This window comes from Paenibacillus sp. 32352, assembly GCF_002042965.1.
In the GTDB taxonomy this organism is placed as follows: domain Bacteria; phylum Bacillota; class Bacilli; order Paenibacillales; family NBRC-103111; genus Paenibacillus_S; species Paenibacillus_S vulneris.
Genome location: NZ_MZNT01000007.1, coordinates 307443 through 329763, shown reverse-complemented (window position 1 = coordinate 329763; position 22321 = coordinate 307443). Strand labels below are relative to the sequence as shown.

Sequence of the window (22321 nt, the reverse complement as noted above, 5' to 3'; positions counted from 1 at the left end):
CGCTCCATGAACTGTTCCATCCGATATACTTAGGGTATACCCTTTGAAGGTACGATCAAGAATATGCGGGGAGGGTGGAAGCCATGAAACGGATGACAAAAGCAGTCACTCTACTAGCCGGGCTGGGTCTGCTTGGACTATGTGCCATATGGTTGTATGTTCAAAGTAAACCGGATCCTGTAGATCCTCTTATTGCGGAGCAAGCGGCGGGATATCAGGTCGCTACCATAACCGTAACAGCCGACGGCTTCGTGCCGGACCATATTGAATTACAGCCGGGTGTTCCAGCCAAAATAAACTTTAAAAAATCGACTGGATTTACTTGCATCAAAAATATGATTTCCAAGGATTTCGGGATGGATATTCCTTTGAATAAAGGGGACAACCTTATAACCTTAGATTCTTTGAAGCCTGGAGCATACGAGTATTACTGCGGAATGTACATGTATTATGGGAAAATAACGGTGAAAGACAATAAAACGACATGATGGTTCATAAAAGAAGAATAGATGATCTGAATGGCAGGTTGGGGGCATCCTTTGGGATGCCTTTTTCTTTTGACCGACGCTCTCCCGTGAAGAACCGCCTGATTCGGCTTTTTAGCCAAACTCCACTTTGTAGGGCAACGGCTCTTTCTCAAAATGATTCCGTATTCTCTTAGGATTTCCCCCTTTGTCGAATCATAAAGGAGCAAGAAAATTTGGCCGCGCTGTGATATGCTTATAATACATAAAGATGCTCCGCTGGGAGTAAGGAGAGGATAAGGACCATGCTGTTTATTGATAATCAGAACATGACAGACCCGGCGCTTAATCTGGCGCTGGAGGAATATGCGCTTAGAAACCTGCCTATAGAAAATGACTATTTGCTGTTCTACATCAATGAGCCTTCTATTATTATCGGGAAAAACCAAAATACGGCGGAGGAAGTGAACCGCGAATATGTAGAGGCTAATGGGGTCCATGTCGTTCGGCGTCTATCCGGAGGCGGTGCGGTGTACCATGACCTTGGGAATCTGAATTTCAGCTTTATTACAAGGGATGACGGCAAGTCCTTCAGTAACTACCGCAAATTTACCGAGCCCGTAGTCCAAGCCCTGCATCAATTGGGTGTAGAAGCGGAGCTTTCGGGCCGTAATGATATTCAAGTAGGAGAACGGAAGGTGTCGGGGAATGCCCAGTTTTCGACCAGAGGACGCATGTTCACTCATGGAACCTTGATGCTGAATTCCCAGATTGAGAATGTCGTATCGGCTTTAAACGTGAATCCGTTGAAGATTCAGTCCAAAGGCTTTAAGTCGGTTCGGAGCCGCGTCGCCAATATTTCCGAATTTCTTCGTGAGCCGATGACCATTACGGAGTTCAGACAATATTTGTTGAATTTTATTTTCGAGGGAGCCGCTCCGACGGAGTATAAGCTGACAGAAGAGGACTGGGCAGCGGTTCGCAGGCTTGCGGATGAGCGGTATCGGAGCTGGGACTGGAATTACGGTCAATCCCCGGAGTTCAACGTCCATTCCATGAAGCGTCTTCCGGCCGGTACGTTTGATGTGAGATTGGATGTGAAAGAGGGGGTTATCCGCGGCGCCGTCATTTACGGAGATTTCTTCGGGGTCGGGGATGCCGGAGAGTTTGCCGCCAAGCTGATCGGAGTGAAATACGATACCGAGGCCCTTCAGCAGCTGCTGGATTCTGTGGACCTTACTTATTATTTTGGCGCAGTAACGATAGAAGAATGGCTGGAGCTGCTCTTGTAAAAGAGAACTCATAAGGATCGTGAATAAGGCGCGAGGAATCGGGCTAACAAGCAGGACATCAGGAGGGGAATATGGGAGAGCCGCTGTTTTATGGGTCTGTTCATTTATTGTTTTACCGTCAGGAGGAGGTGCTTCTTCTTAAACGGAAAAACACAGGGTTTATGGACGGCTGGTGGAGTGTCGTCGCAGGAAGAATCGACGGAAATGAGGAGGTTGTATCGGCGGCAATCCGGGAGGCACGGGAGGAAGCGGGAATCACGATCGAACCCTCCCAGCTTAGAGTAGTTGGCGTCATGCACCGAAAGAACACAAGCTCGGAATGGGTTGATTTTTACCTGCTGGTTGATTCCTGGTCAGGCACGATTACGAACGTGGAGCCGCATAAATGCGAAGAATTAAGGTGGTTCCATATCAAGGAATTGCCGGACAAAATCATTCCCTACATCAAGAAAGCGATTGAAAGAAACCATGAACACATGTGGTTCGAAAGCCATGGCTGGTGACGCTGAGGAGGGAGTCTATGTACGCCTTTAGAAGCCTGAACGAGGGAGATCTGGAAACGATTTGCCAATTTCCTCAAAGTGAAGAAGAATTGCTGTACATGAGTCCGCGGTCTCAATATCCGTTAACCCCGGAGCAGATAGTGCAATTATTGCAAAACCGATACGAACCGAGTGTCGTTATGGATGTTAAGACTCAGGAAGTGGCAGGATATGCCAATTTATATGATCTTGACCCTGCTGAATGCTCCTGTTGGGTAGGAAACGTCATTATATCGCCGGAATACCGTGGCAAAGGAGCAGCGGAATTTTTATTTGATCATTTGCTGCAAAAGGCTAAAGACAGTCTGAAGGTTCAGAAGGCTTTTCTATGGTGCCACAACACGAATACACGGGGATTGTCGTTCTATCATAAGTACGGGTTCAAGCCTGTTGATATGAAGATTATGATGCTGGGTGCGAACAGGGGAGTATCCATCCAAATGTACAAGCCTCTATGATCAGACAAAGTATGTTTTCCAAGGTTCGCCAAAAAACATCCGTTGCCCGCGAATTTTGCGGTTGCCTGGGAAATAACGATTTCCCTTAGGAGGGTTCTATGTCATATGATAATATGAGAATACAAACGGACAAAAGCCGGAGAAAAGGGACATTCCCTTATTCTTCCGGCTTTTTATTAGCCCCTTGCAGGCTTACATGGAATAATCACGTTCCTGCTCGATCGAATCGCTATCCGCGATCTTGTTCTGCTTCCGGTAGCGAAGCGGTGTCATTCCGGTCACTTTCTTGAAGGTAGTGTTGAAGTGGGCGACATGCTCGAAGCCTGTTTTCTCAGCAATGGTCAGCACCTTCTCATGGGTCTCTCTCAACAACCGCTGGGCTTCCTTGACCCGAATCAGCTGAAGATACTCCCGAAAGTGAAAGCCGGTAATTTTCTTGAACACTCGGCTCAGATAGGATGTGCTTATGTAAAATTGCTTGGCAATTTGTTCGAGTGTGATGTTTTCTTGAAAATGATCATTAAGATGCGTGGCAATCTCCGAAATCTTCTGGTGCATGGGATGAGCGAACTGCAATGGCTCCTGCTTGCCGTCGGTGCTGTGCCGGTATACCTTGATGAGCAGCTGATGAAGCAGCGACTTGACATAGTCAACATAGCCATCTGCCTGATTCTCGCACTCTGACAGCATTTCCCGGATCATATGCTCGATAGCCGGCTGCTCCTTCATGGAAAAACGGATCAGGCGCGAGCCTTGAACGAACGGTAAAAACTGAGGTCCGGTAGGAACGCTGTTGGCGGGAATGAATTGCTCGGAAAAGTTAATCAAGATCCGTTCGAATTCTTGTACGTCCGAGCTGGTTGTCCGGTGCACGTCATAGGGATTCACGAGAATCATATCGCCTCTGCGGGCTGTGTATATATTTCCGTTAATGAAATAGGTACGCTCGCCCTGCAGCAAATAATAAATTTCGAAGAACGGGTGGAAGTGCGGCGTCGACATCGTCGAAAACCCTTTACGATACATGTACTGGATGGAAAAAGAGTCATTCTCGATATAGTATTTGGGTCCGAAAATGTCCGGCAATCGAGGCTCCTCCTTCGGCAAAGTAATACATTCATTCTATCATTGAATGCCTTAGGATGGACAGCCTGTATTTAGTATCATTTCCCCAGGATTTGTTAACGATGAAGAAAGGCAAAAAAAGGGTTGACAAATCAAATAAATATGTCATAATGATAATATCAAATCGATAATATTAAAAAGCGGTCAGGTGATACCATGAACTCCGTAGACAACGAAACGAATTATAGTGCCAGTAAATATCGAACACCGGATGGGGCGCCTGCGGACATTGTTATTTTTACCATCACTTCAACCGAGCGTCAGGGAGTCAAGAAATCACTGCCGGTAAGGGAGCTGCAAGTGCTGCTTATCCAGCGCAAGCAATGGCCTTTTGCAGGACAATGGGCGCTGCCCGGCGGATTCTCTCAAGAGACGGAAACGATCGAGGAGAGTGCGCGGCGGGAGTTGAAGGAAGAGACGGGGGTGGACGGCGTTCATATCGAATACTTCAACGTATACAGTACGCCTAAGCGGGATCCGAGGGGTTGGATCATCTCCCATGCTTTCTTCGCCCTTGTAAACGAGCAATTATTGGAGAAGCGCCGTGCGGCGGATGATGCATCGGATGTCAGGCTGTTCCGGGTGGAGGAAGCCCTCGAGATGGACCTTGCGTTTGATCATCGGATCATTTTGCAGGATGCCTTGAACAAAATCCGGGAAAAAATGCTGACGACGACCATCGCGAAGGAATTTTTGCCGGAGCAATTCACCATCAGCGAGCTGTATCAGGTTATTCAGACGGTTTGTCCTGATTTTGAGGAGAAAAATTTTATTCGCAAAATTACTTCGACACAAAGCCGGAAGGGAATCATTGAGGAGATCAGGGATGCCGAAGGCAGACCGGTGCTGTCTAACAAATATTCGCAGCGTGCCGCCCAGCTGTACGGGTTTACCGGTTATGTTCCTCCGTTATCCATATACGGCTAATCATCAATTCAATTAGGAAAAGGATGGTGTGCGATATGAAAGCTCTTATAGTGATTGATTATACTGTGGATTTTGTGACAGGAAAGCTGCCCTGCGGACAGCCTGCCATAGATATTGAAGACCAAATCGTCGGATTGACGGAAGCCTTTGTGCAAAACGGAGATTTCGTCGTTATGGCCGTCGACTTGCACGACGACACAGATCCTTATCATCCCGAACACAAGCTGTTCCCTCCTCATAATCTTCGCGGTACGGAGGGGAGGGAGCTGTACGGCAAGCTTCGCGGGGCATATGAAACGAATCGCGAGCACATCTATTGGATGGATAAGACGAGATACAGCGCATTTTGCGGAACGGATCTGGAGCTACAGCTGCGGGCGCGCCGTATCGAAGAGATTCACCTTGTAGGGGTTTGTACTGACATATGCGTACTTCATACGGCGGTGGACGCCTATAATAAAGGCTTTCAGATTGTCATTCACCAGAATGCAGTGGCAAGCTTTAACGATGCGGGTCATCAATGGGCGCTTGGCCATTTTGAACAGACGCTTGGCGCCGCGATCGTGTAAGTTTTAATAGAGCAGGTATGGAAACAATAGCTAATGAAAATAGTCGGTTGGATGGAGAGGATCAACATGAATTACGAGAATTTAACATTGCATACAGACAAATACCAAATCAATATGATGTACGCCCATTGGATTCATGGAACCTTGAATCAAAAAGCGGTGTTTGAAATATTTTTTCGCAAGCTTCCGTTCGGCAACGGTTTTGCGGTGTTTGCGGGATTGGAACGGATTGTAGAATATGTGAAAAGCCTGAATTTCGACGATGAGGTCATAAGATACCTGAAGGAGCAGGAGGAACAGTATGATCCCGCATTTCTGGAGAAGCTGCGTCAGTTCCGCTTCACCGGAACGATCAGCAGTGTGAAGGAAGGGACCGTTGTGTTCCCGAACGAACCGCTTATTCGCGTAGAGGCGACGATTTTCGAGGCGCAGCTTCTGGAAACCGCTATGCTGAACTTCATGAATTTCCAGACACTTATTGCGACTAAAGCGGCGCGGATACGGCAAGTTGCACCCGACGATGTGCTGATGGAGTTTGGAACCAGAAGAGCGCAGGAGGCGGATGCCGCTATCTGGGGCGCCCGTGCAGCCTATATTGCCGGCTTCGACGCGACGTCGAACATGAGGGCGGGCATGCTTTTCGGCATTCCAAGCAAGGGAACACACGCTCACGCTTGGGTCCAGGCGCATGATACGGAGAAAGAGGCCTTCGAGCGTTACGCGTCGGCTTTGCCCGATCAAGTTACCTTGCTGGTAGATACTTACGATACGCTGAGAAGCGGTGTTCCTAACGCGATCAAAATCGCCAAGGAAATGGAGCGGCAGGGTAAAAAAATGGGCGGTATCCGTCTGGATAGCGGGGATTTGGCGTACTTGTCGAAGACGGCTCGCAAGATGCTGGATGATGCCGGGTTGCCCTACGTTGTTATCGTTGCCTCGAACGATCTGGATGAGAATATCATGTTCAACTTGAAGGCTCAGGGAGCCAAGATCGACAGCTGGGGAGTAGGAACACAGTTGATAACCGCGGCGGATCAGCCTGCATTAGGCGGGGTTTACAAGCTGGTTGCCCGCGAGAAGGACGGAGAGCTTGAGCCGGTTATCAAAATCTCGGGGAATCCTGAGAAAGTATCGACTCCAGGTAAGAAAGAGGCCTATCGCATTATCAATAAGGAAACCGGCAAAGCGATAGCCGACTATGTCACCCTCTCGGGAGAAACGGATGTACTGCAAGGGGAAAAGCTGAAGCTATTCGATAAAGTGCATCCTTACATTTACAGATACGTGGAGAACTACAAGACGGAGCCGCTGTTAACGCCAATCTTCGTTGACGGCGAACAGGTATACGAGCTGCCGAGCCTGGATCAAATCCGGAAGCACCATCAAGAACAGCTGACGTTATTCTGGCCGGAATATTTGCGGAAGCTGAACCCGGCGGAGTTTTCGGTCCACTTGAGCCCCAAAGCCTACGAGTTAAAAATGGACTTGATTCACAAGTACAAATCGTAAGACGGTCCTTTTGCCTGAGCTGCCAGGAACTGCATGGTTCATGGGAGTTCAGGCTTTTTTCTTTGAGGGCCAGATAGAGGATTTTCATAGATTGAAAAATATGAATTATTGTGTTGATAACGCTTACCTAATAAAAGATTTTATAGTATAATGACATCAACTTGTGTTGGAACCACAGGAAGAACCTTACATCAGGATCGGAGGAGTTGTCATGAGGGTGCACGAAATGGTCATTGCGACCGATTTTCAACCGCAATACTTGCAAATGATCGCGCAAAAGGCCAGCTATTTCAGCTCGGACATCAAAATCAAGTTTGAGAAGGAAAACATACAGCTGGACGCCAAAAGTATTCTCGGTATGATGCTGCTTCCGATTCGGCAGGGGACGAGAATTACAATTCAAACCAAAGGCGTTGACGAGGAAGAGGCCATCGAAGCAATGAGCTCCTTGCTGGATAAGCATTGATTGCGTCTGCTGGCTTCCGTAACATGCAACTTCATATCTGCTGAGAGGATGGACCGCTGAACGAATGTTAGGCGGTCTTTTTGTTTCCTTGTTAGGTAAGCGGTATCCCAGTCCATTGACGATACGGAGGAAAATAGATGCAGCTCGAGGACAACGGCCCCTGTGCCATCGTAAGGAATCTATACTATCTAGGACCTGACAGGAAAGAACGGATGGATGTCTACCTGCCGGGATCCGCAGAAGAAGAGGCTTACCCCTGTATTATTATTTATCATACCGACGGAAGGGAGCGCAGAAGATCCCGGGAACTGGAAGCGGACATGGCTTTATACCTCGCGGCTCGCGGGTATGTCATCCTACTTGCCGAAACGTCCGCCGCTTTGCGCAATCTTGCCGGCTGGAACGAGGAGCTGGTTGTACCGGGCTGGCCGAATAACCTGTACGAGTGCAAATCGGCGGTTCGTTATGCGCGGAAATGGGCGGATACCTATCGCATCGATCCGGCGAGAATTGGTGTCATCGGCGGCCATCTTGCGCTTTTGACTGCCTTTACCGCCAACCATGCCGTCATGAACCAGGGAGGATTATATCAGGAATATTCGTCCGAAGTCAGCTGTGCAATCGATGTGTACGGCATCGAAGATTTTCTTACCTGGTCCTATTCGGCTTACCAAGGCTTTCCCTTAGCTATGATGGCAAGGAATCTCCCGACCGCGCACGAGGGATACGACGCCTTTCCAATAGAAGGGGGACCAAAACAAGGGAACGATGTGCCGCCCCTGCTTATTGTTCACGGAGCCCTTACCGGAGAATCCGACTTAGCATTGTCGCCTGACTTCATCGAACAATTGAAAGCAACGGATTTGGCCTGGCAATTCGTTGCCGCCGGAAGCGCGACAGACCGCGAGCAGAGCTCAATCCAGGTGGATTTGCGGCAGATGATTGTGCAGTTTCTTGATCGTATTCTTAAAGCCACCGGCTAGTTCTAATGAGGGATGGGTTCGTCAAGCGGCTCCTTGCTTTACAAACCGTTAGTCGGTTTGTAAAATGAGATCATTAATGTACCGCTAAACGGGCCATACGGAGGGGACTATGAAACGTGAATTGAAACGGCAGCAGACGCAGCAGCTGCTTTTAGACACTACCAAAGAGCTGATATTGGAAAAGGGCTGTACGAAGACGACCTTTAGCGATATTATGGAGCGCTCCGGACTATCTAAGGGCGCTATTTTCCATTATGTGAAAAGCAAGGACGAGCTTTTGGCCATGGTGCTGCAGCAGCGGCTCGAAGAGATGGACAACCGCTTTTACGACGAGGTGCTTCGTTCGAAGCGGGAGCTGGCGGGACCGCTCAATCAAATTATTAGCCTTCTACCTGTTTTGGAAAACCCGCAGGATATTACGAACCAGGTGTTCATGTACTTGCTTGGAAAAAGCGATGAATCCGCGATAGAGGAAATTAGACGCTTTTATGAGGATATGCTCGGAATGTCGAAAAAATGGATTGTGACAGGACAGGAGCACGGTGTTATTCCGATGTCGGTAGACGCGGACAAGACAGCAGATCTATTCGTCCTGTTGTCATTCGGATTTCGGATGCGAGGCTTCGTATCATCTGATGCCAAGTCATTTCATGCTTCTGATTTCTCCGCTTTTATGGTGAAATTGCTCCAATCCAAAGAGTAAAAGAGAATGCCGGAAATTTCTCCATTCCTTTCAAAATAGTGGTTGACATGCTCGAAAGCCGTGCTATAATCGCTGAATAGCGAAAAGCGAGTCGAGCTTGTCCTTAACAACTAGAAAAAGAATGGAGAGAGATCACTGTGGAGAAAACCGCTGCAACCGCAGCACCCGCTGCTTCAACCGTATTTCCGATTATTTTCGCGATCAGTATCGTCCACCTGCTGAATGATTCCATGCAGTCGACGATCTCGGCCTTGTTTCCGATCCTGAAGGATACGCTGCAGTTAACTTATACGCAAATCGGACTTATTGCCTTTGCCATGAATATTACGGCTTCCTTCCTTCAGCCGGTCGTAGGGCTATATTCGGATATTCGACCGCGCCCTTACATATTGCCTATCGGAGTATGCTTTACCTTGGTGGGGGTCGTTACGCTGGCGTTAGCGCCGAACTTCATCGTCATCCTGCTTTCGGTCATTGCGATGGGGATAGGTTCCGCCGTCTTTCACCCGGAATCGTCCCGGGTCGCCTATTTGGCGGCAGGAGGACAGAGAGGGCTGGCACAGTCGATATTCCAGGTCGGCGGCAACATAGGAAGCTCGCTCGGGCCGATTATGACTGCGCTTATTTTCGTGCCATTGGGACAGTTCGGCGTCATTTGGTTTACCTTTGCCGCTATTGCCGCTATCGCTATTCAATATTATGTAGCCGGATGGTACAGCAGGCAGAAGGTTCAGCCGCGCCGTTCCGCCAAGGCCACGACCGCTGATGGGCGCAAGAGCCTGCTCACCTCGAAGCAGATCACCGCTGCGATTGTGATCCTGGTCTTTCTTGTATTTTCCAAGCATGTCTATATGTCAAGCATAACAAGCTTTTACTCCTTCTATCTGATTCAGGACTACGGCTTGACCGTTGAACACGCACAAATGTTCCTGTTTGCTTTTCTTGTTGCATCGGCTGCAGGCACTTTTTTTGGCGGTCCATTGGCGGACCGTTACGGCAGACGGAATATCATCTGGCTTTCTATATTGGGGACTGCACCATTTTCCATTTTGCTGCCTTATTCCAATCTGTTCTGGTCAGGAGTTATGTGCGTGTGCGCAGGCTTCGTCCTGTCGTCCGCTTTCTCCATCATTGTGGTCTATGCTCAGGAGCTACTGCCGGGCAAAGTCGGTCTTGTGTCCGGACTGTTCTTCGGACTCGCCTTCGGGCTCGGAGGACTTGGCTCCGCCGTGCTTGGTTCGATAGCAGATGCGACAAGCATCGCTTTTATCATGAAGCTGTGCGCCTACCTGCCGCTGCTCGGCGTATTGGCCGTCTTGCTGCCTAAGGACGAAACGGTTAGGGGTCAAGCGGCGTAAGGGGCAGGCTGGAATGAGATGCTCCCGCAACATAGGGCCTCGACTGCGAGGATGGTCCGGGTTATGCTGGGAGTCCGAAATGATAAGAAAGCCGCAGATCAGGAAAACATCCTGAACTGCGGCTTTTTAAGATGCCCGACGCAAGGAAACTGTTGGATGAACAAAGCGATTCTTCTTATTTGCCGAGCCTCCAGGCCAGCAGCTGCTCCAATTGCTCAAGCAGCGGAGGATACTCCTTGCTTAAGGTCAGCAAATAATTGTACATGCCCTGAATGATAATCTCATTCGGTTCTTCTTTCTTTAGCTCGTTCACCACGGCGTGGATTGATTGAATCAAGGTATCCGAGGTACGTTGATCCTCTATATTCGATTCGATCCATTGCTTGCACTGCTCGACCTTCAACAGCCAGGTGCTGCCATCTCCGCAAAGACCTTGCTTCTGCATCATTTCGATCGAGGAAAAGATGGGGGCATGGTTCTTTCTCATCAGGCCTTGGGCAAGATCGTCCAGCCGCTCGTACAAGAAGGAGGCTACCTCCTCAGGCTTCATAGCAATATGATAGCTGAGGCAGTAAAACAAGTAATCCTTCAAGAGGCTGTTCAGCATGATCGCACAGTCGAGGGAATACTTCTCGATAGGGCTGCCGTAGACTTCGATGATTCGTTTCTGAAACCAGGATAGGATTTGAAGGTTGGTCTCGAACATCATGTTTTTTACGGTTTCGTTTTGTATAAACGCCGCGCCGTTATTTTGCATCATGGCAAGAAATTCTTTGTTGCCAATAATAATTTTCAATTGCTGAAGCAGCACCTGCCTAAGTATCGTTTCGGGAGAGGCTGTCGTGTCTGAAAGCGCTTGATCAAGCCCTTGAAATATAAGCTCGAAAAAATAATGATAAATGGAAATAAGAAGCTCTTCCTTGGAATGAAAATGCAGATAGAAGGCTCCTTTGGATACGCCAGCCAAGCTTGCTATATCTTGTATGGACGTGGTATGGTAGTCCCTTTCCCCAAACAGCTTGATAGCAGACTGAACGATCTGCAGTTTTTTACCGTTCAATGAGGATCACTTCCTGATTCGATTATTGTTGTTGTAAAAATTGTATACGCAGGTGAATCTTTAGTCAAGATTGTGACCAGTCGGTCAGTTTTAGTTTAGATAAAAATAAATCAAGCAAAAAAGTATTGTAAATATTGGTTTTTTTGTATATAGTACATTATGGATGACCAGTCAGTAATTTGTGTTAACGTCTTTGTTAACGATGTTATGCTTACTACAAGGGTCTTATCAACAGAAAACGAAGAGGAGATGACTATGCAGCATGCCCCGCGAACCTTTTCAGAATTAAAACAATTTGTCAGCAATCAGATGTCCCTGCAGCTAGAGTATGACGGGCATAGTCCGTTAGTGGGAAGAATTCTGGCCTTGCTGCTGTTCGCATCCGAGCCGATAAGTCTGCAGGAGATAGCCGAGCAGCTCAAAGTAACCAGAGCCGCCGTCAGTGTACATATCCGTTCAATGGAACGTATCGGGCTGTGCTACAAAATAGCGACGAGCAATGACCGGAAAAATTATTATTACGTATCCGACGATATCGATCTGTCGTCTATTCGTTCCTTTAAAGAGAGATTGGCAAACACCCAGCAGACGGTGAACACCGCTCTCAGAGCTTATGATGTCATAACGGACGTCGAACCCCACGAACAAGAGACTTATGCCATGCTGAAGGAAAGGTTTACAGCGTTCTCGGTGCTGAGCGAACTTATCATGGCACAATTAATAGAGTTGGAGGAAAAATGGAAGGTTATTAAGCAGCAGCTAGGAAATACATAGAGAAAAGAGCAGTAGGAATGGAGGAGTAGAGAGATGAACAAGTTAACGAATTTTTCCTTGAAAAACGCTGCGGCCATTATCATTATCAGCATTCTCTTGTTCATTGCGGGAGCATATTCGGCATCACAGCTGAAGCAGGAAAGCATGCCGGATATTTCACTGCCGATGGTGTTTGTCAGCACCGTTTATCCGGCCCCGCCAAAAGATGTGATGGAAGACGTCACCAAGAAGCTGGAGAAGCGGATAGTCGGTATCGAAGGCTTGAAGAAAGTAACGTCGACCTCGAACGACGGTTTCTCGGCGATTACCGTTGAGCTGGTCAACGGCCGGAAGCCGGATGACGCAAAAAGAGATATAGAGAGCGCCATTGCCGATGTGAAGCTTCCCGCCACGGCGTCAAAGCCGAAGGTGTCCAAGTTCGGCACCAACGATTTTCCGGTCTTCTTTGCGGCCCTTAACGGGGACAACGGAATGAACCAGGAGGAGCTTAACCGGATTTACAAGGATACGATCGAGCCTACGCTCAGCGCGATGAAAGGGATCGATCACGTCGATTCCGTCGGGCAGCAGGAAGCTACGCTCAAGTTGAAGCTGGATATCAATGCCTTGAACAACTACGGAATGACCCCGACGCAGGTGCAGCAGAGCATACAAGCCGCATTGCTGACAAGTCCTGCAGGAACGGCGGATTTTAACGGCAATGAGCAGATGGTTCGTATTCAAAGCGACTTGAACACGATCTATAATCTGGAGAACATGAAGCTGACTACCGCATCGGGACAAATAGTGCTGCTCAAGCAGGTATCCAAAATTGAAGCTATCTCCGAGGCTGAATTTATCGACCGGTTGAACGGGAACACAGCTATCGGGATTACGCTGTACAAAAGCAAGGATGCCAACACGGTTGAATTTTCGAACAATGTGAAGAAGCTGATCGCAGGATGGGAGAAGGAGTTTCCTAATATCCACTTCACCACCGTCTACAACTCTGCGAATGATGTAGAGAAATCCATCCACGGGATGTTAAAAGAGGGCATCTCGGGTGCGATTCTCGCTTCGGTCATGATTTTGCTCTTCTTAAGAAACGTTCGTATGACATTGATCGTATTAGTCTCTATACCGTTATCAATTCTTACCACGCTTTCCATTATGGCGCCACTAGGCATAACGCTGAACATTATGACCTTGGGCGGCTTGACCATAGCCGTCGGACGTGTCGTGGATGATAGTATCGTTGTTATCGAGAATATTTTCAGCGAACTGCAAAAAGCTCACGAACGCAATGAATCGGTGATCAAGATGGCTACCGCAAGGGTCGCATCCGCGATTACTTCCTCGACGATTACGACAGCCGGCGTATTTTTGCCGATTGCCTTCGTCGGAGGGATTCTGGGAGACATCTTCCGTCCGTTCGCAATCACCCTGGTCGTTGCTTTGATGACGTCTCTGATCGTTGCGCTTACGGTGATTCCGATGCTGGCAAAGCTGATGGTGCTGAAAAGCGATAAAATCAAGCATCACGACGAAGAGAAGCTGGGCGCATTTTCGAACCGGTATAAGAAGTTTTTGGAATGGTCACTCAGCAATCCTAAGAAAACATTGCTTGTTGCCTTCCTCGTATTTATCATCTCCCTCGGAGGAACCGTTCCTTTCCTGCCTGCAGCGTTCATGCCGGACAGCGCAACGGATAAGCAAGTACAGTTTACGCTCAAGCTGCCTCGTGAGACCTCGATTGAATCCATGGATCTCAAGGTGAAGGAAATCGAGGCGATGTTAAAGGAAGAGAAGGACCCAATTGGAGAGCCTGCTTTCGAATACTTTGAATCGATGGTCGGTTATGACCAGAACAATACAAGCGGTGAGCGGGTTCCTTACAAGGCGATGATTATCGGATCGTTGTCCAAAGCCTCGGATGCCAAGAAAATGGCCAAAGTCTATGCGGACAAGATGCTGTACTTGGTTCCGAAAGGCTCTGAGGTAGAAGGAAATCTGATGTCAGCGGGGATGTCCGGCTCGGGTGAGGACTTTGCTTACCTGTTGAAAGGGGATGACCTAACTCAATTGATGACCGGCGCGGAGCTGGTTAAGGCAAAGATGAAGGAGTTCCCGGAGCTTCAGGAAATCAAGGATAATTTGAGTGAGAAGAAGATGCAGGTCGAAGTCACTGTCGATCAGAACAAGGCGAGAACATACGGCTTGTCCTCCGCTCAAATTCTGGATACGGTCCGTGTCTGGTTAGGCAAGGTCGATATCGGTGAATTGAAGTTCGATAACGTAACCTTCAAAACCCAGATGATGATCCAGGACGACTTTAAAAACTCGGTGGATAAAATCGGTCAATTCCAGATTACGACACCTACAGGTACGGTCGTGAATTTGAACGAGGTCGCCAAAGTCAAGCAGGTGGATGCTCCGGCAGCCATTTCCCGTGAAATGCAGGAGCAATTCGTGAAGATAACCGCCAAAATCGACAGTAAAGACAAGGGCGGCATAAGCAGTAAAGTGGCCGCAGAGCTCAAGAATCTTGAATTGCCTAACGGCGTCAGAGCTCAAGTACAGGGTGTCAGTGACGATATCCAGGAAAGCTTCGGCCAGATGGGTGTTGCGATGGTTGCAGCTATTCTTATCGTTTATCTTGTTATGGTTATTGCCTTCGGCAATGCGAGCGCGCCGTTCGTTATTTTATTCTCCTTGCCTCTGGCGGCAATCGGAGGATTCCTGGGTCTGTTTGTTGCCGGGGAATCCATTAACATTACATCCTTGATCGGATTCCTCATGCTTATCGGTGTCGTAGTTACGAATGCGATCGTACTTATCGACCGGGTGCAGCAGCTTCGGGAGGAAGGAATTCCGGTACGGGACGCCTTAGTGAAAGCGGGTCTTACACGGTTACGTCCTATCATTATGACAGCGGGCGCGACGGTTATATCCTTGCTGCCTCTCGGAATCGGCTTATCGGAAGGATCGCTTATCTCCAAGGGCTTGGCCGTGGTAGTAATTGGCGGTTTGACGACGTCCACTGTGCTGACGCTGATCGTCGTTCCGGTAGTCTATGAGGTTATTGATGCGATGAAGGTTCGCGTAAGTCGTTTATTTAATAGGAAAAGTAGCGTGAAGGCCAATTCCAAGGCTGCGAACATTACCCATTAATCCGATAAAAGCTAGACTATATAGATCGACAGGGGAAAAGGAGAAAAGTCTTATGAAACGGACAAAGGCAAACTCAGTTAAAAGAAACTTGAGTATCGTGGGAGCTCTCGTCATCAGTACGGCGCTTTTTGCCGGCTGCACAGCCAAACCTGAAGCGTCGGCTCCGGCAACTACAGAACCGCAGGTCAAAACCGTTAAGGTTGAAAAAGTACAAAAGCAAAAAATCGCCGATCCGCTGGAGCAGGTAGCGGACGTTGTCTCGTCGCTTCAGATGGACGTTGTCACCAAAGCCGGCGGAGACGTATTGGAAATGCTGAAAAAACGCGGAGACATAGTAGAAAAGGGCGAAGTGCTCTTCCGGTTGGATCCGACAGACATTCAGATTAGCAAGGAAAAAGCGCAGATCGCTTTAAACGGGACCCAGCAGCAGCTGGCTAAAGCCAAGCAGGAGCTGGAGGATTCCAAGCAGGAGCTGAAGAACGGAATCACCAAGCAGGAAATTGCGTTACAGGATGCGGAGAAAAATTACAGCAAGATGCGCAATGACTACGATCAGGGCCTTGTAACTAAGTTTCAGCTTGAACAGGTGGAAAGCCAGCTGAACAACCAGCGTCTTGATCTGGAGAACAGCCGCAGCAAGCTGAAAACCTTGGAGACAACGAACTCCCTGGCACAGCTGGATCAAGCCTTGCAAACAGCGGATGTCTCAATCCGGGAAGCAGACCGTACCTTACAGCACATGGAGGTTACCGCGCCGGCAAGCGGCGTTCTCACCGATTTTCCTATTGAGATCGGCATGACGCTGCCGGCAGGCTTCAAGGCGGCTCAGCTGCAGCAGCTGGACCCTATCAAGGTCAAAGCGGAGCTGACAGAAAGCTCTGCCAATCTCATTCGCGGCAAGCAAGAGCTGACGCTCTACGTGCCGGGGACAACCGACAAGATCAAAGGCAAGGTCGTCTACCTCGCTGATGTCATGAGTGCTCAGTCCAAGTCTTACTCGCTTGAGCTGGAGGTTCCTAATGCGGACCGTAAGCTGAAGCCGGGCATGAAGGCTCAAGTGCTTCTGACGGAGAATGAGGACCAGGTTGTTGTAGCAATTCCTACGCTAAGCGTAGTTCGTGAAGGCGGAGACACCTTCGTCTTTGTACTCTCGGGAGATCAAGTCGAGAAGCGCAAGGTAGAGATGGGCCGGCTGAACGAAACGAATCAAGAAGTGCTTTCCGGTTTGAAAGAAGGAGAGCAGCTGGTTACTTCCGGACAGCATCAGCTGAAGGATAAAGAAAAGGTTCAGTTGGCCAAATAAAGAATAACCCAGAGGAGGAGAAGCAATTGAACAAGAAGTTGAAGAAAACCGCAGCCGTCATGATCATTTCAGCATCGCTTATGAGTACGGGATATTCGGCTTTTGCTGAAGAGTCGACTCCGACTGCCTTCCAGAATCAAGCGGCAACCGTATATCCTTTGACCGACAAGCTGGAAGTTGAAGTGAAGAGTATATTGAATGAACATGTAACCGGAGGTACACGCATCGGCGTGGTGGTCCGGATGAAAAATAACTATACCGATTTTGTCCGAGTACCAGACTATGAGCTTCGTGTAAAAACGAGTGAGGGCATCGAATATACTTTGCAGCCGAGCGCATCCAACGCCAAGGCAATTCAGTCCAAGGCTAATACCGAGCTGAGCTACATGGCCGTAATCGATCGTACGGACGATGTCACGCTGGCTGAAGTCAACTGGACGGATGTGGACTATTATGTCTATCCCAAGAAGCAGACGCTGATCCTGGCTGTTCCAATTACGGTACAGCCATGGCAGGGAAGCGATATGCAGATTACGGATGCTGCAGCGGTGAAGAAATGGTCTGATTCCTTCAAAATTCCATCACTGGTCTCGCCGATTCAATATACGCCGGTTAACATCACCAAGCAAACGACCGAGAAGGGCACGGTCTATCTCGTGCAACTGCTGGCTTATAATCCAACGGACAAGCGGGAGACGGTACCGGAGTTTACTATCGACGGTAAAACCGGAGCGAAAGTGTATTCCGGTAAACGGGTAGAAGAGGGAACCGTAGTATTGGAGAGCAAGGAAGAGAAATATATCCATTTTGCCATTCCTACGGACCAAGATACGGTATTATCGAGCCTGAACCTGCTGACAAGCGAGAGCTTTACACAAGGTCAGGCAGCTGCCGGGGCTGCTCCTGCGCAAGTGAGCTATACCGTGGGCCGATTGAGTATTTTGCTGCCTACCCAAACCTTGGGCAATCAGTATGAAGCCTATGCTTTGGGGAATCCGATGAAATTCGATTCGCGCAGCGAATTGATTCATCCGGATATCCAGGTTTCGGTGGTCGAATTCCACATGTATGACGATGAAGAGGAAGGCAATAAAAAAGTAACGGCTAAATTCAGCTTATACAATAAGAGCGACAGTCCAATCGCGATTCCTTCCTTTGATACATCGCTCATTAGCTCGGAAGGCTACGAGTACAGCGGCAAGCGTCAAACCATTACGGAATCTCCGATCCTGCCGAACGCAGGGATTACGGTGAATTATTCCTACTCGCTGCCTGTATCGGAATCGGGACAGGGGCTGGCGCTGAAGGTGGAAGATGCCAAAACTGCGGCTCCTTATAAAACAACCATCGGAACGTACAGTGTAGCTCTTCAGACGGATAAGGAGAATGAAACGAAATTTAACGTCTATCCGTTTAAGTTCGATATATCGCATTGGGATATATCCTTCCAGTTCAATTCGCAAACGTTCGAATATTCATACAAGGGCAAGTTCCTGATGGATATCGAACGGGAGCCGAATGTACAAGTTGATGCCAACTTCTCGAAGCTGCAGTTCGAGCTGTATGATGCTGCGGGCCGGTTGGTTGGAACCAGCGTCAACTCGTTTATCGGTCCTAACCGGTTGGTTACGGGCGAGAACAACATCGTGTTCAAAGGCACTTCCCAGCAGTTTGATTATCCGCTGACCTTGAAGGTATTTGAAATGTACACAACTGCCAACGGAGATGCTAAGCGTCTAGTTGCTCAATTTACTCAATAATTTTGGAATAAGCAGCGAAGTCAAGGGAAGATGCCTTTCCTTGGCTTTGCTGCTTTTTTTATCAGAGAGTCAGATGCCAAAGCTGATCTACATTCGCTTAACAGGGAGACGAAGGAAAGAGTAGACGCTTCCATATTATGGTTGATTACCGAGAGGATTCCATGTATAATGTTGCAAATGATAAAGGCGGTGGATTCGATGGCAATCACCATTGAAGCTATATTTGGCAATCTTCCCGTTCTGGAGACGGAGCGGACAATACTTAGGAAGCTTCAGTTCCAGGATGCGGAGGACATGTTTCTGTACGGTTCAGATCCTGAAGTATCGAGATATACGACATGGCCTCCGCATCAGTCGCTGGAAGGGACAAGGAGATTTATCGAGACGGTCCTGAATGCATATGAGGAGCAAAAAATAGCCTCTTGGGCTATTGAGGATAAGCATTCGCGGAAAATGATCGGTACGGCTGGCTTTGTCAATTGGAATACAGCTCATTCTCGTGCGGAGTTGGGGTATGCGTTATCCCGGGAATTTTGGAATAGGGGTTACATGACGGAAATTGTAAAGCGCATTGTAGATTTTGGCTTTAACGAAATGAAGCTGGTACGGATCGAAGCGAGGTGCCACCCCGATAATATTGGCTCTGCCAGAGTCATGGAGAAATCGGGGATGCAATTTGAAGGCATACTTCGTAAACATATGTATGTGAAAGGCGAGTACCAGGATGTGAAAATGTACTCGATCATTCATAAGGCTTTAGACGGATAGGCTTCTCAATCTCAGCGTAGTTTTCATTAATGTCTCTTGTCAGGGATTCCAGAATATGCAGAGCTTCCTTCTGCTTTTGTTGATCATCAATACAGAGCAGCAGGGTTTGGAGATAGTCGATTCTCGTTTTGGTGACAAGTCTCATGAAAGTGTTCTCCTCACAGCGTTTATAGTACTAACAATAACAGTATCATATCATTCGAGCAAATTTATGCTTTTCAGACCGGTCCACCAGGGCCGGTCTTTTTGTCATGTCATAAAGGGAAGTACTTGAATGGAGACAACTGGAATAAATTGAGTAATAGGAACGTGCTGGGAAGAGAGGTGTCGGATGAAATCAAATGTGATTGTGGGGCTGCCGGCGTACAACGAAGGCAATGTGCTGCCCATTCTGCTAATGAAGCTGGAGGCGCTGAGAGCCGGCTTAGAGGAACAGCTTCATATCATTGTGGTAGATGACGGGAGCACGGACGATACAGCCGCTATTTTAAGGGACCATGCAGCTGTCTTACCCAATATGAGAGTGCTTACTCACAAACATAATCGCGGACTTGGGGAAGCCATGAGTACGCTGCTGGATTATGTAGTTACTCATTTTGATTATGAAGATGTTCTGATCACGTTAGATGCCGATAATACGCATAGCCCGTCCATTATTCCCGATTTGTTCGCCAAGCTGAGGATGGAGGAGCTGGATATGGTCATAGCCTCCCGATATGCGGACGGAGGACAAGAGCTTGGCTTGGCCTGGCATCGAAAGCTGTTTAGCCGCGGTGCGAGATGGTTTTTTAAGCTGTTTTTTCCCATCGCCAATGTGAATGATTATTCAAGCGGTTTCAGATGCTACCGGGTCGGTTTTCTCATTAAAGCGATGTCTTATTACAACGGCCGGTTTATTACGAGCAGCGGCTTCGAATGTATGGCGGAAATTATGGCCAGGTTCAGCCGAATGGGCGTGCGTGCAGGTGAATACCCGCTTATCCTCGAGTATCATCTGAAGGAAAGCAAAAGTAAAATGAACATTTGGAGAACGGTGATAGGGTATTTTAGACTGTTGAGAAAAGTGAAATATAACAAAAAATGGAGCAAGGAACATGCCTTATGAAAACCATTTGGTTAATTCTTATTTCGGTTGCTTTAGGATCGCTGGGCCAAGTGATTTTGAAGCTTGGCTCCAATAAATTGGGGACAATCTCTTTTTCGATCTCATCGCTGGTTCCGGTCCTGCTGCGTCTTCTTAAGACACCGGAGATCGTGCTCGGGCTGCTTTTGTTTGGAACAAGCTTTTTATTGTGGATCAAGGTATTGACGCGCTCTGAGCTGAGCTATGCCTATCCGATGGTCAGCATTGGTTATATTATTGTCGTCATTCTTTCTTACTTTCTTTTGGACGAGTCCTTTTCCTGGAACAAGCTGATGGGTATAGCTATTATTGTTGCCGGCGTGTGGATGATTAACAAATAGGTAGTAAAGAACAGGAGGTTAAGGTGCGAAGGTGGATAGGAAACAATACCGTACCTGGGTGATCCCGCTGCTGCTGCTTCTGTTCATTGCCGCGCTGCGCATTCCGTCTTTGGGGAATTCCCCTTACGAATACGATTCGTGGAGGCAGTCGGATACGGAGTCGATTGCCATTCATTTCTTGGAAGACCGCATGAACCCGCTGTACCCGCAGCTGAGCTACGACGGCCCATTGCCTAACTACGTGCAGCTGGAATTTCAAGTAACTACAACCCTAATTGCCATATTGTATCACCTGTTCGGCCATCACTATGCATTGGCCAGGGCAGTTCCATTGTGCTTCTTCCTAGGCTCAGCCTGCTTCTTGTATCTCATTGCGAAGCATTATTACTCCGTCCCAACGGCGCGAATGGCCATGCTGATATACGGAATCCTGCCGATCAACGTGTTATATTCAAGAGCTATCATGCCAGAGTCGGCTGCTTTATTTTTTATGCTTGGGGCCTTTTATTTTTTTACCCGATGGATGAACGATAAGCGCTTGATGATGCTTGGGCTTGCGTGCGGCTTCACGGCATTAGCTATTTCACAAAAAATACCGGCTGTTTTCGTCGGAATTCCAATGGTTTGGATGGCGGTTAAGGAATATCGGCTGCGCTGCTTTCAGCAGTGGGAGCTGTGGCTGTTTGCATGCTTGTCCTTATTGCCGCCCTATTTATATTTTCAATGGTTAGGCACGGTGGCGGAATTTCCTTTCATCTCCGGCATTGCAACCAAGCATATCCTGCCCAGCTTGTTCACGAGCTTTGCTTCCGGTGAGGCGCTTCATTTCTTCGCGAGGGAATTGCCGAAGGCTTTTACCTGGTATGGCATCGTGTTGTTCCTGGCCGGGCTTATCACAGTGAATTGGAGAAAGGAATCTCCCGTTGGTGTATGGGCAATCGCAATGATAGCGGAATTAATCACCATCGTGGCTACGATTCAATTTGATTATTATTTAATATTGATCGGACCCTTGGTTGCTTTGTTCAGTGGCATTATGCTGATGTCCTTCTGGAACAGGTTAACCGGCCGGCTGATGGCGATTGTCGTCATTGCCTTGATGGGCTGGCAGACTTATGGGATAACTGCACCGCTGCTTACGAACCAGCATACCGTTCTGCTGAGACAAGCCGAGGTGGTTCAAGCGTTAACGGGCAAGCATGATTTGATCGTTGTCGGAACGGATGACCCGTCGCTGCTCAATGCGAGTCAACGTAATGGATGGAGAGTAGGTAATACGATTCCTAAGGATACGAAGGCGGAGCTTCGCTATTTTGTCCGTATGGGAGCCAAATATTTTGTACCGCTAAGAGGACATATTGACGGGGATGACGGGAGCTTAAAGCAGTATTTGGATGAAAAGTATACCTTGATGGAAGTAAAGGATGGTTATTCGATTTACAAGCTGCAATGAAATAGGATTGGATGGCTCTGTTCGCTTGGCAGGCGAAGAGGGTCTTTTTTTTGGACGGCAGTGGATGCTGTTACGGAAATTTTTGGTTTCTCCTGTTTCGAAGGCTGGTGTCTCGTGCAACAAAAAAGCTTGGTTTGCGTCTAGATTATTGGGGTAATAAAACAAATATGGGTGAAGGAGGGAATTGAGATAT

22 protein-coding genes are annotated in these 22321 nt (G+C 48.2%); 19 read left to right on the top strand and 3 right to left on the bottom strand.

Annotation, left to right across the window (positions count from 1 at the left end):
- Positions 1-83 precede the first annotated feature (83 nt).
- From B1728_RS18585 to B1728_RS18570, 4 genes are all read left to right on the top strand, one after another.
- On the top strand, positions 84-488 hold the full coding sequence (locus tag B1728_RS18585) for a cupredoxin domain-containing protein (RefSeq protein WP_079911856.1): 405 nt from the start codon (positions 84-86) through the stop codon (positions 486-488).
- 281 nt (positions 489-769) lie between these two features.
- A complete protein-coding gene (gene lplA, locus B1728_RS18580; protein WP_079911855.1) occupies positions 770-1756 on the top strand; it encodes a lipoate--protein ligase in 987 nt (328 codons plus the stop codon).
- Positions 1757-1827: 71 nt separating this feature from the next.
- Positions 1828-2259, top strand: coding sequence for an NUDIX hydrolase (locus B1728_RS18575; protein WP_079911854.1), 432 nt, complete (start codon positions 1828-1830; stop codon positions 2257-2259).
- A gap of 17 nt (positions 2260-2276) precedes the next feature.
- Positions 2277-2756 carry a GNAT family N-acetyltransferase gene (locus B1728_RS18570; RefSeq protein WP_079911853.1) on the top strand — a complete coding sequence of 160 codons (480 nt, stop codon included), beginning with the start codon at positions 2277-2279 and terminating at the stop codon, positions 2754-2756.
- Positions 2757-2948: 192 nt separating this feature from the next.
- Here the strand turns inward: B1728_RS18570 and B1728_RS18565 are convergent, their stop codons facing one another.
- A complete protein-coding gene (locus tag B1728_RS18565) occupies positions 2949-3842 on the bottom strand; it encodes a helix-turn-helix transcriptional regulator (protein WP_483310984.1) in 894 nt (297 codons plus the stop codon).
- A 195-nt stretch (positions 3843-4037) separates the two neighbouring features.
- On the opposite strand from B1728_RS18565, the gene B1728_RS18560 reads away from it, so the two are divergent.
- The 7 genes from B1728_RS18560 to B1728_RS18530 all read left to right on the top strand — a co-directional run bounded on the left by B1728_RS18560 (position 4038) and on the right by B1728_RS18530 (position 10396).
- The gene (locus tag B1728_RS18560; RefSeq protein WP_079911852.1) at positions 4038-4808 is read left to right on the top strand and encodes an NUDIX domain-containing protein; all 771 of its coding nucleotides are present in this window, start codon (positions 4038-4040) and stop codon (positions 4806-4808) included.
- Between the two features lie 35 nt (positions 4809-4843).
- Complete coding sequence (locus tag B1728_RS18555; RefSeq protein WP_079911851.1) at positions 4844-5377, top strand: cysteine hydrolase family protein; 534 nt, start codon at positions 4844-4846, stop codon at positions 5375-5377.
- A gap of 66 nt (positions 5378-5443) precedes the next feature.
- Positions 5444-6886: a nicotinate phosphoribosyltransferase gene (locus B1728_RS18550; protein WP_079911850.1), complete on the top strand. Its 1443-nt coding sequence runs from the start codon at positions 5444-5446 to the stop codon at positions 6884-6886.
- A 211-nt stretch (positions 6887-7097) separates the two neighbouring features.
- Complete coding sequence (locus B1728_RS18545) at positions 7098-7352, top strand: HPr family phosphocarrier protein (protein ID WP_079911849.1); 255 nt, start codon at positions 7098-7100, stop codon at positions 7350-7352.
- Between the two features lie 137 nt (positions 7353-7489).
- A complete protein-coding gene (locus tag B1728_RS18540) occupies positions 7490-8335 on the top strand; it encodes an alpha/beta hydrolase (protein ID WP_079911848.1) in 846 nt (281 codons plus the stop codon).
- Between the two features lie 109 nt (positions 8336-8444).
- On the top strand, positions 8445-9038 hold the full coding sequence (locus B1728_RS18535) for a TetR/AcrR family transcriptional regulator (protein WP_079911847.1): 594 nt from the start codon (positions 8445-8447) through the stop codon (positions 9036-9038).
- Positions 9039-9175: 137 nt separating this feature from the next.
- Positions 9176-10396, top strand: a complete 1221-nt coding sequence (locus tag B1728_RS18530; RefSeq protein WP_079911845.1) for an MFS transporter — start codon at positions 9176-9178, stop codon at positions 10394-10396.
- Between the two features lie 175 nt (positions 10397-10571).
- Here the strand turns inward: B1728_RS18530 and B1728_RS18525 are convergent, their stop codons facing one another.
- Positions 10572-11456, bottom strand: a complete 885-nt coding sequence (locus B1728_RS18525; RefSeq protein WP_079911844.1) for a TetR/AcrR family transcriptional regulator — start codon at positions 11454-11456, stop codon at positions 10572-10574.
- 255 nt (positions 11457-11711) lie between these two features.
- Between B1728_RS18525 and B1728_RS18520 the strand changes: the two genes are divergently transcribed.
- The 5 genes from B1728_RS18520 (at position 11712) to B1728_RS18500 (ending at position 19211) form a co-directional block, all read left to right on the top strand.
- Positions 11712-12230 carry a GbsR/MarR family transcriptional regulator gene (locus B1728_RS18520; protein ID WP_179136078.1) on the top strand — a complete coding sequence of 173 codons (519 nt, stop codon included), beginning with the start codon at positions 11712-11714 and terminating at the stop codon, positions 12228-12230.
- A gap of 33 nt (positions 12231-12263) precedes the next feature.
- Positions 12264-15380, top strand: a complete 3117-nt coding sequence (locus B1728_RS18515; RefSeq protein WP_079911840.1) for an efflux RND transporter permease subunit — start codon at positions 12264-12266, stop codon at positions 15378-15380.
- Positions 15381-15432: 52 nt separating this feature from the next.
- On the top strand, positions 15433-16683 hold the full coding sequence (locus B1728_RS18510; protein WP_079911839.1) for an efflux RND transporter periplasmic adaptor subunit: 1251 nt from the start codon (positions 15433-15435) through the stop codon (positions 16681-16683).
- A 26-nt stretch (positions 16684-16709) separates the two neighbouring features.
- Positions 16710-18443 (top strand): hypothetical protein, encoded by a 1734-nt coding sequence (locus tag B1728_RS18505; protein ID WP_079911837.1) that lies wholly within the window; start codon positions 16710-16712, stop codon positions 18441-18443.
- Positions 18444-18641: 198 nt separating this feature from the next.
- On the top strand, positions 18642-19211 hold the full coding sequence (locus B1728_RS18500) for a GNAT family N-acetyltransferase (RefSeq protein WP_079911938.1): 570 nt from the start codon (positions 18642-18644) through the stop codon (positions 19209-19211).
- On the opposite strand, the gene B1728_RS36325 is transcribed toward B1728_RS18500, so the two are convergent.
- Positions 19186-19356, bottom strand: a complete 171-nt coding sequence (locus B1728_RS36325; protein WP_179136077.1) for a hypothetical protein — start codon at positions 19354-19356, stop codon at positions 19186-19188. The two genes, B1728_RS18500 and B1728_RS36325, sit on opposite strands and share 26 nt — an antisense overlap.
- Before the next feature lie 186 nt (positions 19357-19542).
- On the opposite strand from B1728_RS36325, the gene B1728_RS18495 reads away from it, so the two are divergent.
- Genes B1728_RS18495 through B1728_RS18485 form a run of 3 tightly spaced genes read left to right on the top strand, consistent with a single transcriptional unit; the run spans position 19543 to position 22128 of the window.
- Positions 19543-20316 (top strand): glycosyltransferase, encoded by a 774-nt coding sequence (locus tag B1728_RS18495; protein ID WP_079911836.1) that lies wholly within the window; start codon positions 19543-19545, stop codon positions 20314-20316.
- A complete protein-coding gene (locus B1728_RS18490) occupies positions 20313-20675 on the top strand; it encodes an EamA family transporter (protein WP_079911834.1) in 363 nt (120 codons plus the stop codon). The genes B1728_RS18495 and B1728_RS18490 overlap by 4 nt, the downstream gene beginning before the upstream one ends.
- 31 nt (positions 20676-20706) lie before the next feature.
- A complete protein-coding gene (locus tag B1728_RS18485; protein WP_079911832.1) occupies positions 20707-22128 on the top strand; it encodes an ArnT family glycosyltransferase in 1422 nt (473 codons plus the stop codon).
- Positions 22129-22321 lie beyond the last annotated feature (193 nt).